Below are 15,101 nucleotides of genomic sequence, written 5' to 3' on the forward strand. Positions count from 1 at the left end.
ATTGTGTATTTTAAAGTGAAGTGGATCTCAAAGGTCAGATTATATTAACTTTTGGGATTCACTTCATGAAAGTTAAAAGAAGAAGTTCATTGTTTTTTAATAAAAAACTAAAGGCCTTATTTTGAATAATGAAATTGATATAAATTATCATTAAATTAAGTTCAATTGTTGCCGTGAGAAAACATCGTCAAATTTCTTCAATAAAAAAACGTTCGAATCCCGGCAAAATTATTAATGTATTTTTGAATTAATATGAAATGAAGGAGAGGCTAGGATAAACAATCTGGTATATACTTTATTACGTAAAATATAAATTTGACGTAATAAAGAAGGAGAAAAGAGATTCATGTAGAATATATACTACTAGAGGTGAAATTTATGGCTAGTGAATCACAACAACAACTATATAAAAAATTACAAATAATCGTTAAAGAATTACCTTGGTATGTTGAAGAATATATCGATCATAAACGCAGAAAACTTTCAACTGCTTCATTAGTAAATTACTGTCATGATTTTAAAATCTTTTTTAATTGGGTTATTTCTGAACAACTATATGATGGTTCAATCAAAGAAGTTCCATTAGAACTTTTAGAAACTTTAACTGTTCAGCAAGTCGAAGGATTTTTACAGGCTCTTAAATATGAGTTAAATAACAAGGAAATTACTGTAAACCGAAAATTATCCGCATTAAAATCCCTTTTTAATTACTTACAAAACATTGCTGAAACACGGGATTTAAAGCCCTACCTCCACCGTAATGTGATGGCTAAGATTGAATTCAACGAACTTAAAGATAGTATGGAAACGATCGCAAATAAGATGGAGGGTAAGATTTTACTTGGTGATGAATATGAAAAGTTTAGACGTTTTATTGCTTCGGACTATGGAGAATTCGTTAAAGAAAATAAGAAACTTTTAAACTTTTATAAGCTAAATTCAGAGCGTGATACTGCGATTGTGTCACTTATTCTTGGTTCTGGTTTACGTTTATCAGAGGTTGTAAATTTAGATTTAGATGATATCGATTTTAGTAAATTTTCTGCTCGTGTCATTCGAAAAGGAAACAAAGAACAATATGTTTTCTTTAGTAAAATTGCCATGGATGATCTTCAAGAGTATTTAAAAATTAGAGAGAATCGTTACCATGTAGAAAAAACAAATAAAGCCTTATTTGTAGCAGCCCCTATGGGACCTAAAGGAAAATCGCGTCGACTAACTGCTCGTTCAATTGAAAAAGTAATCGAAAAGTATGCTACAGCTTTTGGTAAGCCCTCCCTTTCTGTTCATAAATTAAGGCATTCATTTGCTACCAGATATCATGCTGAGATTAATGATGTTCCTAAATTACGAAGACAACTTGGTCACTCATCAATACAAACAACGATGATCTACACCCACATAAAAAATGATGATTTACGAAGTGCTGTTGATAAGATGGATATACCTAAAGAGTAATTTATCGTTTTTTCTTTTTAGAATCTGCAGCTGCAGGCTGATTTTTAAGGCTTGGTTGTAAAGATACAATGACTTGATAGTGGTTTTCATCAATTTCAACTACATTTTTCACCTTTCCTTTTCGACCTTTAATTTTTATATCTTCATTGGAAGAAGGAACTTGCTTTAGAAACTGAGTGAGCACAACCGTTTTATTTTCAATAAAATGAACTACTATCATCGTTGTCTCTCCTTTGTATTTCGTATTTAATCACTTCATTGTATGTATAGATTATTAAAGTCGATCCTATTTTAGACCCTATAATGCCTGGTTTTCATAGCAAAAAAAACGGTGTCCTGAATTAGACACCGTTTTTAGTCATTTACCCACCATTCCTGCTACTGGTGAGAGTTTAATGGTTTCATCTTTAATTTTTTTCTTCCTCTTACTCGTTAGAAATACTCCGAGGAAAACAAATATTCCCCCTAATACTTGAATGAATGAAATTGAATGACCTAAGATTAAGCTAATAATTGCTGTAAAAACTGTAATTAGGTTTAGATATACCCCAGCTTTACTTGCGTCAATATGACGAAGAGATACATTCCAACAGATAAAGGAAGCTACAGAAGGAAAAATCCCCATGTAAATGACACCAGTTATCGCCTGGTTACTCAAATTAAAATTGAAGTCGTTATTCGAGAAGACTATTACTGGAAGCATCATTATTAAAGCAAATAATGCCGATATGGATGTTGCAGTAATTGGTGGAATCGATTTCGTTTTCCTACCGATGACTGAATAAACCGTCCAAACCAATATTGCTACAAGCATAAGAAGATCACCTTGATTATATGAAGTGTCAAAAATCAGCTGCAGCTGCCCTTTAGTTAAAACTAAAAGAACACCAAATAAAGAAATGAGTAAACCAATAATATTTGAAACGGCCATTTTTTCTTTTAGAAACAGAACAGAAAAAACCACTAATACTGCTGGGTTTAAGGAATTGACTAGCGCTGCATTCAATGAATTTGTATATTGTAATGCTTCGTATAAAAGAAAATTATAACTTATGATTCCTAGTATTGCTAAAACCAATAAAGTTTTCCACTCTTTCCAAACACTTTTCCATTTTGGTCGTTCAATCCAATGAGCCATAGGGAAAAGTAAAAACGCAGCGATTAACCATCGTGAAAATGTCATTTGTAGCGGTGACATTTCATCAACTAAATATTCGCCGAAAACATAATTACCTGCCCAAAACAAGTTTGCGAATATAAGGAGTAATAACACCAGGTATTTGTTCATTAAACTTTTAAATTCCCTTCTTTCTCTATAATTATTGAGCTGTAAATATATTCTATCAATATACCAAACTGACAATTCACTTGCAATTATTTGTTAATTTTGTGACAGTTCATTTTTAAGCATGGCTAGTAATTGCAGATAGGAACATTTGTTTGTATAATTAAAAAAGAAAATAAACTAAGGAGTTGTATCCAAATGCCTAGAAAAAATGGAATAACTGATGAAATCATTATAAAAATGTATAAAAGCGGAATGCCATTTATGAAATGATACCAATTATCGGGCTTTCTGGTCGATCTATTCGTAGTATTGTACATAAGCATGATATTGAAATGAATAGAGCAAAATCATCAGGAAAACCACGAAAACATAAAGTGAATGAAGACTTCTTTAAAGTTTGGTCACATAAAATGGCCTGGGTTTTAGGAATGTTTATTACTGATGGTTGCGTAAGTAAACAATTAAATCGTATTTCATTTTCTCAGAAAGATGAAAGGATCTTACGTTTAATTGCTAATTATTTGGAAGCAGATTATATAATAGCACCTATATATTCATCTAGAACAACACCTACATTAATGATTAACTCTAAAATTATAAAAAATGATCTTAAAAAATTAGGTATATCAAATAATAAATCATTAACTGTACCGTTCCCTGATATTCCAGAAGAATTTCTCCCCTCTTTTATAAGGGGTGTTATTGATGGAGATGGTTGGGTTCAAAATAAAGGTTATGTAATGAACATCACTACAGGAAGTCTAGACTTTGCTAAAGGCCTTTTGTCAGTTTTTCAAACTTGGAAATTGAGATCAGAGATTACAACTGAAACAACACAAGCTAACCATCCAATTTACCGTGTTTGGGTTAAGGGAAAATCTGACCTTCCTCATCTAGCAAAACTTATTTACAATAATACATGCTTAAATCATCCTAACTCATACAAGAGAGAATTCATGATGAAACATATAACAGAAAATCAAGAATTAAAAGAGGTGTAACAATGTGGAAATTATTAAACGGTAGGTTGATTCAAACTACAGATATTTCAAGAATAAAATTTAGAACAAATATAAGCAAATCGATACTAGAAAAATTATATGAACTGGCAAATGAAAATGATACCTACCCTAATTACCTTATTGAAAGTGGATTAAAAAATGTTTTAACACAAGGAGTGATACACTATAACAAGAATTCTAGACCTAAAGACCGAGTACAATATAAAACTACTTATGATAAAGAACTTTTAGAAAGAGTTAAGTCTTTTGCTAAAGAACATCATTTATATATAAACGATGTCTTAGAGTATAGTACCAACTATATAAATTTAGAAGATATTAAAAATACTAGTTATAAACATCGGATAGAATAAGATGTTTATAATTAGTTATTAAAACGCCCCCACCATAAAATATATTATAAAACGTTAATAAAAATTTATCTCATTTACTAAGTATACTTCTCATTTTGAGACGGAATAAAAAAATAATAATAGAACTCTATGAAAAATCGATTAAAATTGATTTTTAATTCATTCACCTGTTTATTATTGACCTAATATTAGAATTCAGAACAATTCATTTTAATTTAACCAGATTTTGTGAAAATTTGGTCCAAGTCTCAACCTCTTGTCTTTTGTTTGTGACTCTCCTTGTTCCATCTATAATTCATCAAAGCACCAAGGAAAGCAAACCTCTCTCTGTGATTACCTAAAATTGACTGGAAGAACAAACTTCTTGGTCACGTAAATATGACAGTTTATGTAAATTTTAATCTTTTTTATAGAACCAAAGCACCTCTCCCCTCATATCGCTCTGCATTTTAGAATCTAAACATTACTCGCATAAGATCCTTATAATCAGCAAAGACCAAACCTCTATAAGATTTGGTCTTTGCTGATTAATATCGTACAACCTTCTATCGATAACAGAATCACACTTAACATCAAGATGGTCTTACCCTTTGCTAGTGTTGTTCAAGCTTATCACAATATACATGCAAAGCATCACGAAGGAACGCTGATAAACCTGGCTTATTTATAGTTATCAATATTTTTTGTAAAGCGTGGATCATTAACATATAAATCACCTAACCCCCGAAAAATCTCAGGTGTACATTCATAAAAGTTGTGTGTAATATGTTGACGCAATTCTCCGACAATATGCTGTACTTCTGCATCTTTTGGTCCTTTATTCATTACCTGAATTATCCTTTTATACAAGTCATCACTTTTTCTTTGGATCCTTTTCCAGTCATCCTTATTGTACGACGCTGTCTTTTTCATAGACTCCTTATACTCTTTTGTATTGCCGTACTTTTCTTTTACTTCTTGTTCGTATTTCTTCTGATGCTCTTCGATTTTTTTCATATCAAAAGGCTCAAACATATCTTTTTCCCCATGACTTCCCCTCCTTCAATTGATTGAATTGTTTGATCAATAGATTGAATAATTCGTTCGAGGCGATGTTTCTTGTCAATTAATACTTGTTTATGAGTATAAAGAGCGCTTTTCCGGTCAAAATTCGGATTATCAAGAATAGCTTTTATATCTTGCAAAGAAAAATTAAGCTCTTTGAAAAAGAGAATTTGCTGCAACCGTACAAGATCTTTTTCATTATAGAGGTGGTATCCATTCCCCCCGACATGTGTTGGTGTTAATAGCCCAATATTGTCGTAATAATGAAGTGTGCGCACACTTATACCCGCTAGCTCTGCGACTTCTTTTACTTTATATATTAACATCACCTCTTCTATTACCTTAAACTATCTCGTAACGTCAGGGTCAACAAGAAAAGTAAATAAAAACACAAATAGAAAAAGCGTGTTTAAATCATTCCTTTTTCAAAAACACACTTTTTTATATTTAGTCTAATCAAGCCTTTCAATAAAACTATATTGTTTTAGTTACCCTTAACTTGAATAACGCTTTGAATAATTCTTTTCAAAGAAGGTTAAGAATAACTGTTCACTTACTGTGATTTAAAACCATATACTACAAATGCGACCCCAATTATGAGGAAAATTAGCACAAAAAAATTGTTAAAAATACCACTAGCTTCTATGGTAGGAACCTCTCCTGACATTGTTCCAGCGTAAAAGCCAGCCTTAACGATACTGGTGGAAATTAAGGAAAACCCTCGTTCTAAGGTATAAATAAGGCCTGACATGATCAAAAAAACAATACCTGTTATTTTATAGTATTTCATATTTTAACCCACTCTCTTCTTAAATTATTAATAATACCTATACTTCAATAAAAAGGCGAATCTTATTAAGACGTACTGATTCCAAGGAGGGTTAGTACCTTCTCATGCAGTAGGAAATAACTTCTCTTTCTTATCAATAAATAAAATATAACCATCCCTACTAACACATTTACTATTAAGACACCTATCGACTAGTATCTTCAGTCGTCTGTTTTATCTTCTGCTTCTTTTCAATATCTCTTATTCAACTCTTCTGAACCAATAACAAAATATGCAATAGAGATGACCTTGTTAAATCATCCACCCTTTAGTGGAACAAGGAAATAAAGGTTACCTTGTTATCTGCTCAATTATTTCTCCCTTTGAAGACAGTCCTGTTATTGTCGAACCTAGAAGGTCCTCTCCATTAGTTATTAAGAACCAAAACCTCTCATTGTTGTGTTTTTCAACTATCGATGCATTGTACTCATTATCTTTTTTCGTCAAAATCTTTACTTCTACAATTTCCGGGTCTAAGATCTTCCCTCTAATTAAATCTGTATAATTAGAGAAATCCATTGCTAAATTTGAAAAGCCCCAATCTAATTTGTGTTCCATAGATACTTGACCAGTTGCTCCACTCAGAAATTCCCAGCCAAATAACCCTTTTTTTAAAGTTGCTTCTCCAAAATATACTTGGTCTGTTGGACCCCATTCATAAAATGCTATTGCCTTTTTATTATCCAAAAACTCAATATGTACAATATTTGTCATAGGTTGATTTAGTGAATTAACAATCTTATTAATTTCTTTAGCGTCGTCTTTATATGCTATGTTTATAAAGAGTGTTACCAGCAAGACAGCGCCAATAACTAAACCAAGTTTTATTTTATTAGACATAGAACCCTCTCTTCCTATACATCACTATACACAAAACTATAATATTATTGTTCAACTTCTACTACTCTTTAACACAATTTATACTTTTAATATCAATATAAGTCCCGTAAACCCAACAAGGTTCCTTTCCATTGATATTACTAAATTATTTATATATTATCTTAACATTAATTTCCTTTTTCTTGGAAGAGAAAAGAAAAACGTTCCTTCTGTTATTCCAGAAACGCTCACAGTTAGTGAAAGACAACATTGTCTAATTAAGTGTATACCATTCCTCATCGCCATATTTTTCCTATATAATATCTTAAAGAATAGCGGTGAAACAGATTTAAGTTTATTTAAATTCTTCACATCTTTTCTGTTGCGTTTCTAATTATATTTCCACGTGCATCCATTACTTCCCCAAATACTTAACCCTCCAAATTATCGGAGATTCTATTTACATTCAATGTCTCTGCACCAACTGAAACATTGTGCAAACAAACTTTCACCATTAGGATTAAAAAATATTGCTCCAAAGAGTAACAATTTCAGCATAAAAGAACACTCGTTCTTAATCAACAAAATATTTAATATCATGCTTTTTAAACCCTTTCTATAATTTCCCACAGTGTTTTACGTAATAAAATTGAAATAAATCTGTATAAATCAAATACTAAAATTCGTGGTATTCTTACTACTTATTAACTTTAAATATACTATCTAATCGTTTTCAGATTCACTACTTACCCATTGGAGGATATATTATGGTTGTACTTCTAGAGGATAGAAAAGAGATTTCACAGAAAGGTAGAATCCATTTAGAAAAAGAAATAGCAGCATATATACAATTGCTAAGGGATTATAAGATCACGTTTAGTGATTTAACCAACTCTTGTCCAAAAAATGCAAATCACCGTCAAGAGGCAATAAAAGTAGCAAGACTAATTTCTGAAAATAATCAGTTAGCAACCTATGTTAAAGTAAAGAAGAAGCTCCCCATTAAGGAAATCCAAAAGTTCGTTTCATGCTGCCATAAAACCATCAGCAAATATAGAAGATATGTTCTTGCGTTGACACTCATTTATGTAGGGGATTTTACCAATATAAAAGATTACATTAATCAATGCTAGAGGCTGTAAACATTTCACATAAAGTTGTATCAGCTAATTGTAGAGTCAGAAAGGTATAACCATTGAACACCCTAATCACTTCTATTACAAAGGATTGAGACATATAGCTACTAATCTATTTTTCTCCGGCTTTTCCCCTGCTTCACCTCTTCTGCTCCGTAGTAAAAATGCGACTGCTTCTTATTCAGCAATCGAACACTGTTAGCAAAAATCAAAACTTCATTTATACCTTCGTGCTTTAACATCATTATTTTTGCTGAGGTAAATCCAAGTGTAATAAGCTATCCAAAAAACTAACGCTAAAAGTATCGTAAATGGTTTGAAATTTTGAGGTAAATAAAGGATTAGTAAAATTCCAATAATTAAAAACGGTAGTAGTAAAATCCAATAACGCTTGTCTTTAAATTCTTTAAACAAATCTATCCCCCCGTAATATTAAAATTTTCTTCTTCAAATAATCAGCTATTAATCCTGATTGGTTCATTGCTGCTCTTTTTTCATATTAGCACCCTTAGTTTAATAACTTCCATAAAAAAGCACTTCTCCTTCTTGAAGAAATGCTCACCTTTAGCTGAAGATATGGATTAATTGTTATTTGGAAAGGTGTTTGTACTCGACTATTTCCACTCTAAAATCGTGATTACATACCTGTTTATTAATTTTTCCACTGTCACAGGATGGTGACACTCTTACTTTGACTAAATCTTCTTTCGTATTATCATTACCGGAAGGAATATTAATTCTCACAGAAACATCATAAGAATGATCATCATTGTAGGCTATTCCGACGATTCTTTGAATTTGCCAGTCAAACAGAGGACCTCCTCCATACTCTTTTATCACTCTTTTGTCAATAATTGGCATGATAAGGTCTAAAACAATGTCTTCTGTTGTAACATATAAATCTTCTACCTTTGGGGCAGACTCAACCATAACATTTTGCTGCGGGATAAAAGCAAATGTAAGTCCTAATAAGATAAAGCTTTGTTTAATCATAATAATTCCCTCGCTTATTTACTTTTACCGTTATTATCCCCAAATTGAACTTCTTAATTAAGCCAAGGGATGCTATTTTTCAGCAAAAGCCCCCGCTTGTTTAATAGGTTTCTATATATATATGGTGAATTCAATGAAAGAACACCTACTAATATTAAAGAAGAGTTGAATATCTACACCTAGAATACTACAAACCAATCCTGATATATCAAGACCACTACCTTTCTCATGTTTGTTTTCGATTTCTTCCTTCAACTAATTTTTCCGCATAACAAAAAACACCATAGCCCATTATATCAAGCCATGATGTTTATTCGTTTACATCTCAGATTTCCTAGCATGATCAACTTGACAATAAAGTATCTTTTATTCCTTAAATTGATAAAAATTCAGGCAGTTTGTGTTCATGCTTGTCGAGCATAATCTGTTCTTTCTTAATGCCCTGTTCACACAGTACTTCAATGTTTTGTACGAGGAATTCGTCACTGCCGACAATATAGAAAAGGCCATCCTTGTCTGTAGCAAGATTTTTCACTTCTTCATAGTAGTCTTTACGGTTATCGACGTACTGTGATGTGAACTTCTTGTCAGGTGCAGGTTCAAAAATAGTGGTAAATAGGAATTCCTTTGATGAATCGATGTTCAGAGAATGTATTTGATTAACGTTGTCAGGTCGTTCAAAATAATCTAGTACAAGCGGTCTGAAAGTTGCAAGGCCAACACCAGATGACAGCAGATAAACATTTTTGTTTTCTCTTTTAAGCGGTACATTCGAATGAGTTTTAAATATAGCAACTTCATCACCGACTTCAAGACATCTCAAAATCGCTTTAAACTCGGAGCACTGCTCTCTTATGCGTGTCGTGATACCAATTGAATTTTCATATGGGAGTGTTGAGATTGACATGTGACGAATCAGACTACGGTTTGGTGTCTCTCCGGCATTAAAACCTTCTAGTGCGAAATGAGTGTGGGAACCTTCTTCCCATGTAAATCCTTCCGGGCAATCAAGCAGGTACGTTTTAACCTCAGATGTTTCCTCAATGATTTTATTTATTTTAGTCCAGTAAATTTGCATTATAATACTCTCCTCACTCAATAATATGTATCTTACAATTTAGTATACTATAAGTGATAACAATTCTCAATTATAAACTCCTTATAAATTAAAACAGAAAAAGCACTCCAGTATTATACCTGGAACGCTGCCGTTAGTGATTCTCCTAATCTTTTATTTTTGCGCTAAGTGTTAGTTGAAGAAGATTGAGTTCATCCATTTTTATTTAAGTTAATACCATATCCATGTACTACCCAGTTTTGAAATCGCTCGTCATCACTAGTTGAAGAGCAAAATCTAATCTTCTATCACTTCAATCAATTCGGTATAAATGCTAACTGAATAACTTTGTAATAACTCTCCTAACTTCTCATTAAGTTTTATATATTCCTTATCTGCTTTTTCAATGACATTATAAAAATCGTCTTCTGCTATCTCTTGATTTTCTAGAGCCTTGAATAATCTCCATAATTCCTCACCATACTTCTTTTCAATATCAGCGTAATCATGCGCGTCAATCTTTTCAAGTATGCCTGTGAGATTATTTAGATAAGAAGTGATACCAACATCTTCAATGTGCCATGAAAGCCAGTTTAACAAGCTTTCGTGACCTCCACTTTCTAGTTCACAAAAATAACTAAAGACAATAAACACTTCATTCACAACATCATTTTCTGTTGGAAAATGATACTCTCCATAGGCTGTTAAAACCGCGTTCCAAATATCATCATTTGTTAACAAGTCTTTTCTATTAACTTTAATCTTCATATCATATCTCCTAGTCTTTCTTTTTATGATTTATGATTTCTTTTTCAATATTCGTATACATATTATTCCGCTACTGTCCCTATTGGTTGTTCTATACCTTTTTCTAATAGCCATTTTGACAGCTGTTGAAAAACTTCTTGGTCGTCAGCAATCATTTTGTATTTCTTCTTATTACTTACAACAAAACCCTTTTCATTAATATCTAGCTCATAGTCGACAAGTTCCCCGTCACGGTCACGGTAGAACACAAACATGGTAAACGCCTTCCCATCATTTCTAATGTTCTTACTTCCAAATGATCTTGTATACGAAGACGAATCGAATATATTAAACAATTGTTGATTCTTTATATTGTCATTGAACTCAATTAAGTAAAAATTCGTTTTACCTCCATTAAGGTAACTAAAATAGATTCGTTCTATTTGAGTAGTATGTGGAAAAACACCTTTGGCGGATAAGGGGACAAAAAAATAGCCAAGCATTATAAAGACGAATAAGAGAGCTACACCAAGAGTTATTGATTTCTTTTTCAATTAATTACTTCTCCCCTTTAAAAACTAGTTGCATAGATTCATACATTTAATTATTCCATTTAGGTTTCAAAATCTCCTCCATTAGTAACATATCTTTTACATACAAAGCGTCAATCCAGTATCAAACGCTTTTATTGAAAACCACTTTTATCAAAAATTTTTAAAAAAACAGGAACTACATTGCTATAAAGCCTAATATTACTATCACAGAAATTAAGGTTCAATAATCATCAACAAAGGACTTCAAAAAAAGGATTAAGCCCGGAAAAATACAGGACACAATCCTTCTATTAACTTTCGGAGCAATTCCTTCGCAGCGGGTGCTCTTCATATTCGCTTAGCCCAACTTAATTTTACTAGTAACTGTAATGCATGGTCACGATATGAACAAACTTAAAAGCTAGGCAGAATACATCTGCCTAGCTTACGCTCTCTTGTATTTACTTGTTGTTCCAAGCCTTTATTAACCGATGAGCATCAGAAACTAAGCTTGCTTTCACTTCAGCATTAACTTTTCTGTTCTTATTTTCAAGATGTTTAATAAAGTTCTCCATGTGTTTTGCTGCCTGCTTTGGTCTACCCATATCTAATTTTTGCTGAGCTTGTTTTAAATTGTTTTCCAGTACAGAATTTACATCCTCATTTAATTCAAGAGTTAGTGTATGCTTTAATGCTCCAATAGTTGGTGTATAATCGATATTTTCAGAGTCTAGCTCACCTGCAAGAACTTTTTCTCTTATATCTTCACCAAGGTAGAAGCCTATATGCGGTGGCTGATTATATGTTGTATTTTGCCATGCAATTGCCATTCTATATACTGGATCATGCATGAAAGTATATAGTCTGTACTCAGTTGGAATGGTTGTACTGAATATTCTTAGTTCTGAATCATCTTCAGTATGGTAAATAATCTCTTCACGCCAGTCACCAAGAATATCTGCTTGTAATGTTGGATTTGCTTTTGTTCCATTATTACTGACAACGCCTTCAAAGCTTTCCATTTCACTAACTTTGCCTGTTGTTTCATCATACTTAGTAATTGTTGTACCATCTAGAAGTTCATGTAGTAGATCTCCATCCCAATAAGTAACAAAGTTTACGGCTAGACCAATATCTCTAAAACTGTCAGCCTCAACATGGCCTTGAACATTGTAGACACCGCCACCTGTTTCAACAGTTCCGCCACCTGTTCCCCAGAACTCATACCCTGGGCTAGACGTAATGTTTGCTGCTACACCACGGCCAGAATCCTTATATGCATAAAATGCTTGTAATGTTTCTCCAGTTGCACCATCATGATACTCTAATGATGCAACTTCTGACTCTTCACGGACACCAAAGACATGTAAGCCTTCTCGATTTGGATCAAATGCACCGACATGAAGAGCATCACCATGAGATCCTTGGACACGCCCCATTTCTCCATCCATTGCATAAAGAATAGAACCATCATGATCAAGCGTTAAGGAACCTGCTACAATTTCATCGAAGCCATCATTATCAAGGTCACCAATTGCAAGATTATGGTTACCCAAACTTGCACCCCTACCCGCTTCATCTGAATCAAATGTCCATTCCTCAACTAGTTCACCATCAACTAAACTATAAGCTGCAAAACCAGTTCTTTCATAATATCCTCTACCATAAATTGCACTTGGAGTTTTCCCGTTTAAGTATGCTAATCCAGAAAGGAATCGGTCTGAACGGTTATAGAAAGTATCTCCCCAAGATGCACCCATATCTCCTTCTTCTTTTTCAACTGGAAAGGCAAAATCAATTGTATCAATTACTTCACCTGTTTCTCCATTGAAAACAGAAATTAATTCAGGACCAGCTACAACATGACCACCTTCGTTTACCCAATCTGCTTCTGGATCACCGATTACACTAATGACCTTATCGCTATCAAAGGTACCATTTGTGCTGCCATATGAAGTCGTTCCATCTGCTGTTTTAATTAAGAATTCAGATTTACCATTCCCGTCCATATCACCAACTACAAACTGATGATATTGTGGTCCAGATGTTAAGTTAGGTCCCATATCAATACGCCATAATAGTGTACCGTCTAATTTATAAGCATCAAAAATCGTTGGACCTGTTACTACATCTTCTAGAGCCATCATTGAGTTAGATGGACGCCAAAGTACAATAATCTCATATTCACCGTCACCATCTAAATCACCCACGCTAGCATCATTTGATGTATAAGTGTAAGGTCCGGTTTCTGTTTCTCCATCCGCAGGTTTTTGTAAGGGAATAGAGAGATAATCTTTTTGAGCTACTTCTTTATCGTTTTTCTCTGTAGACTTCCCATCAACAAGTGTTTCAACTGTATATGTGTCTTCATGAGAACCTTCTGAGTCAACAAAGTTTGTGACATCTAATGGCATTGCATTTATTTTTTCACCATTGCGATAAACATTGAACTTTACATTTCTATCATACTCATCAGCAAGCAATCGCCAACTAATGAAAATACCGTCTTCTGATTGGAGAGCAATAACTCCTCGATCAAGCCATTCAACTTCCTGCGGGTTATCGACTGGAGCAAGGCGATTATAAACATAGATGGTTGCATCTCTATTAAAACTGTTATTTACGCCTTCCTTTTCGGTAAAAATCCCCTTAAATTCATATACACCTGATTCGTTCGGATTCCACTCCTTACCAACTGCTACCCATTCTCCAACAGGTACTTCTACTTTACTATTGTCAGCAAGGTTTACTGTTACTTCTTCAGGTAAACCAATTGAAGCTACATCTTCTTTTGTTTCTCCGACATATACCCGATGGTACGGCAGTTTAGACACTCTAATGATCGTATCATCTGAAACCGGAACATGATAAACCCCTAAATTATCAAGGTATGTAGTCCAGGTTAGATTATTACCAGAGGTACGCACTCCAGCTAGCTTAATTGATTTGATAGAGCCGTCAAAAGCAACCCCATCTAAAGTAGAAGTACGTTCTATTGTTTGATCAGACTCTTTATCTGTAAGGCTTAACTCTACTTGGTTATTAAGAAGATTAAAATTAACCTTTACATGATACCAAGAATCAGGATTGCTAAATTCTGTTTGGGCAGGAGCTTGGTTACCTGCAAAATAAGATAAAGCAGCATTATTTGTATTATTTAATGTAAAAATCGTTTTACCTGAGCTATCTTCAAATCTAAGCTCTCCACCGTTTTCAAAAAGCTTGTCACCTTTATCATTGACATCACCAGGGAACCAGTCAAATTCAAAAAGAACCTGCGCCCCTTTTACAGGTGAATCAAGTGTCTTTGTTGCAACACGTCCCCCGGACTGATCAACAATACTAAATTGAAGCTTTGGAGTTGTATTACCACCAACATTGTCGGTATTGTTAGAAACAGTAGCCGCATATGTAGAAAATCCCCATACACCTCCATCTTCAAAATCACTGTAATATACCTGTTGGAATTCTTCTCCATTTGTTTCGGCATAAGCAGTCATAAAGGAAAAATTGGATAAAACAAGCGCTAAAGCCATAATTATAGAAAAGATTTTTCTAGTGTTCTTATTCCCCATTTTTTTCACTCCTTTGTTATTTGACCAAGAAAGGATGTTTGTCATGAAGAAGATCTTCTTAGACAGTTTTTCTTTTTCAGCTCTTTCTTAGATGGATTAGCCTCGACCTTAAGAAAGTGTTTTGCTTTTTCAAGATAGAAATAATACAAATCAAACCTTCTAGTCTAAAAATATCCCTCCTTATTGATTGAATTTATGATATTGAACAAGATTCACATTAAACATTCAAAATGCAAACGGATACAAA

The 15,101-nt window shown here is 33.3% G+C and carries 14 protein-coding genes and 1 pseudogene; 4 read left to right on the forward strand and 11 right to left on the reverse strand.

The features are described from left to right. Positions 1–378 precede the first annotated feature (378 nt). Entirely contained in the window at positions 379–1,458 is a 1,080-nt protein-coding gene (gene xerS, locus BK579_RS14915) for a tyrosine recombinase XerS (protein WP_078546770.1), read from the forward strand. Between the two features lies 1 nt (position 1,459). Here xerS and BK579_RS14920 read toward each other — a convergent pair whose 3' ends face one another. Together BK579_RS14920 and BK579_RS14925 are read right to left on the reverse strand one after the other, a co-directional pair. Next, the gene (locus BK579_RS14920; protein WP_078546772.1) at positions 1,460–1,678 is read right to left on the reverse strand and encodes a hypothetical protein; all 219 of its coding nucleotides are present in this window, start codon (positions 1,676–1,678) and stop codon (positions 1,460–1,462) included. Positions 1,679–1,816: 138 nt separating this feature from the next. After that, a complete protein-coding gene (locus tag BK579_RS14925) occupies positions 1,817–2,746 on the reverse strand; it encodes a DMT family transporter (RefSeq protein WP_078546774.1) in 930 nt (309 codons plus the stop codon). A gap of 266 nt (positions 2,747–3,012) precedes the next feature. Between BK579_RS14925 and BK579_RS14930 the strand changes: the two genes are divergently transcribed. Both BK579_RS14930 and BK579_RS14935 read left to right on the forward strand, forming a co-directional pair. Then, positions 3,013–3,747: an LAGLIDADG family homing endonuclease gene (locus tag BK579_RS14930; protein ID WP_078546776.1), complete on the forward strand. Its 735-nt coding sequence runs from the start codon at positions 3,013–3,015 to the stop codon at positions 3,745–3,747. A 2-nt stretch (positions 3,748–3,749) separates the two neighbouring features. After that, the gene (locus BK579_RS14935) at positions 3,750–4,121 is read left to right on the forward strand and encodes an rRNA methyltransferase (RefSeq protein WP_078546778.1); all 372 of its coding nucleotides are present in this window, start codon (positions 3,750–3,752) and stop codon (positions 4,119–4,121) included. A gap of 593 nt (positions 4,122–4,714) precedes the next feature. On the opposite strand, the pseudogene BK579_RS14940 reads toward BK579_RS14935, so the two are convergent. From BK579_RS14940 to BK579_RS14950, 3 genes and pseudogenes are all read right to left on the reverse strand, one after another. Further along, a pseudogene (locus tag BK579_RS14940) lies at positions 4,715–5,491 on the reverse strand (MerR family transcriptional regulator). A 227-nt stretch (positions 5,492–5,718) separates the two neighbouring features. Then, positions 5,719–5,955, reverse strand: coding sequence for a hypothetical protein (locus tag BK579_RS14945; protein WP_078546780.1), 237 nt, complete (start codon positions 5,953–5,955; stop codon positions 5,719–5,721). A gap of 330 nt (positions 5,956–6,285) precedes the next feature. Continuing rightward, positions 6,286–6,834 (reverse strand): hypothetical protein, encoded by a 549-nt coding sequence (locus BK579_RS14950; protein ID WP_078546782.1) that lies wholly within the window; start codon positions 6,832–6,834, stop codon positions 6,286–6,288. A 746-nt stretch (positions 6,835–7,580) separates the two neighbouring features. Between BK579_RS14950 and BK579_RS14955 the strand changes: the two genes are divergently transcribed. Further along, positions 7,581–7,946, forward strand: a complete 366-nt coding sequence (locus tag BK579_RS14955; RefSeq protein ID WP_078546784.1) for a hypothetical protein — start codon at positions 7,581–7,583, stop codon at positions 7,944–7,946. Between the two features lie 219 nt (positions 7,947–8,165). On the opposite strand, the gene BK579_RS27155 is transcribed toward BK579_RS14955, so the two are convergent. The 6 genes from BK579_RS27155 to BK579_RS14985 form a co-directional block, all read right to left on the reverse strand. Further along, positions 8,166–8,363: a hypothetical protein gene (locus BK579_RS27155; RefSeq protein ID WP_078546786.1), complete on the reverse strand. Its 198-nt coding sequence runs from the start codon at positions 8,361–8,363 to the stop codon at positions 8,166–8,168. Between the two features lie 174 nt (positions 8,364–8,537). After that, positions 8,538–8,942, reverse strand: a complete 405-nt coding sequence (locus BK579_RS14965) for a hypothetical protein (RefSeq protein WP_078546788.1) — start codon at positions 8,940–8,942, stop codon at positions 8,538–8,540. Between the two features lie 373 nt (positions 8,943–9,315). After that, a complete protein-coding gene (locus tag BK579_RS14970) occupies positions 9,316–10,020 on the reverse strand; it encodes a ferredoxin reductase domain-containing protein (protein ID WP_078546790.1) in 705 nt (234 codons plus the stop codon). A gap of 276 nt (positions 10,021–10,296) precedes the next feature. Then, a complete protein-coding gene (locus tag BK579_RS14975; RefSeq protein WP_078546792.1) occupies positions 10,297–10,767 on the reverse strand; it encodes a hypothetical protein in 471 nt (156 codons plus the stop codon). Between the two features lie 62 nt (positions 10,768–10,829). Then, positions 10,830–11,300: a hypothetical protein gene (locus BK579_RS14980; protein WP_078546794.1), complete on the reverse strand. Its 471-nt coding sequence runs from the start codon at positions 11,298–11,300 to the stop codon at positions 10,830–10,832. A gap of 440 nt (positions 11,301–11,740) precedes the next feature. Continuing rightward, a complete protein-coding gene (locus tag BK579_RS14985; RefSeq protein ID WP_078546796.1) occupies positions 11,741–14,854 on the reverse strand; it encodes a rhamnogalacturonan lyase family protein in 3,114 nt (1,037 codons plus the stop codon). Between the last annotated feature and the right edge of the window lie 247 nt (positions 14,855–15,101).

This window comes from Litchfieldia alkalitelluris (assembly GCF_002019645.1).
Taxonomy (GTDB): Bacteria; Bacillota; Bacilli; order Bacillales; family Bacillaceae_L; genus Litchfieldia; species Litchfieldia alkalitelluris.

Excerpts from the sequence above, each read along its gene's own strand:
- BK579_RS14965 (WP_078546788.1), bottom strand. The coding sequence starts at position 8,942 with ATGATTAAACAAAGCTTTATCTTATTAGGACTTACATTTGCTTTTATC.
- BK579_RS14945 (WP_078546780.1), bottom strand. The coding sequence starts at position 5,955 with ATGAAATACTATAAAATAACAGGTATTGTTTTTTTGATCATGTCAGGC.
- BK579_RS14955 (WP_078546784.1), top strand. The coding sequence starts at position 7,581 with ATGGTTGTACTTCTAGAGGATAGAAAAGAGATTTCACAGAAAGGTAGA.
- BK579_RS14950 (WP_078546782.1), bottom strand. The coding sequence starts at position 6,834 with ATGTCTAATAAAATAAAACTTGGTTTAGTTATTGGCGCTGTCTTGCTG.
- BK579_RS14975 (WP_078546792.1), bottom strand. The coding sequence starts at position 10,767 with ATGAAGATTAAAGTTAATAGAAAAGACTTGTTAACAAATGATGATATT.
- BK579_RS14930 (WP_078546776.1), top strand. The coding sequence starts at position 3,013 with ATGATACCAATTATCGGGCTTTCTGGTCGATCTATTCGTAGTATTGTA.
- BK579_RS14920 (WP_078546772.1), bottom strand. The coding sequence starts at position 1,678 with ATGATAGTAGTTCATTTTATTGAAAATAAAACGGTTGTGCTCACTCAG.
- BK579_RS14985 (WP_078546796.1), bottom strand. The coding sequence starts at position 14,854 with ATGGGGAATAAGAACACTAGAAAAATCTTTTCTATAATTATGGCTTTA.
- BK579_RS14925 (WP_078546774.1), bottom strand. The coding sequence starts at position 2,746 with ATGAACAAATACCTGGTGTTATTACTCCTTATATTCGCAAACTTGTTT.
- BK579_RS14935 (WP_078546778.1), top strand. The coding sequence starts at position 3,750 with ATGTGGAAATTATTAAACGGTAGGTTGATTCAAACTACAGATATTTCA.
- BK579_RS14970 (WP_078546790.1), bottom strand. The coding sequence starts at position 10,020 with ATGCAAATTTACTGGACTAAAATAAATAAAATCATTGAGGAAACATCT.
- xerS (WP_078546770.1), top strand. The coding sequence starts at position 379 with ATGGCTAGTGAATCACAACAACAACTATATAAAAAATTACAAATAATC.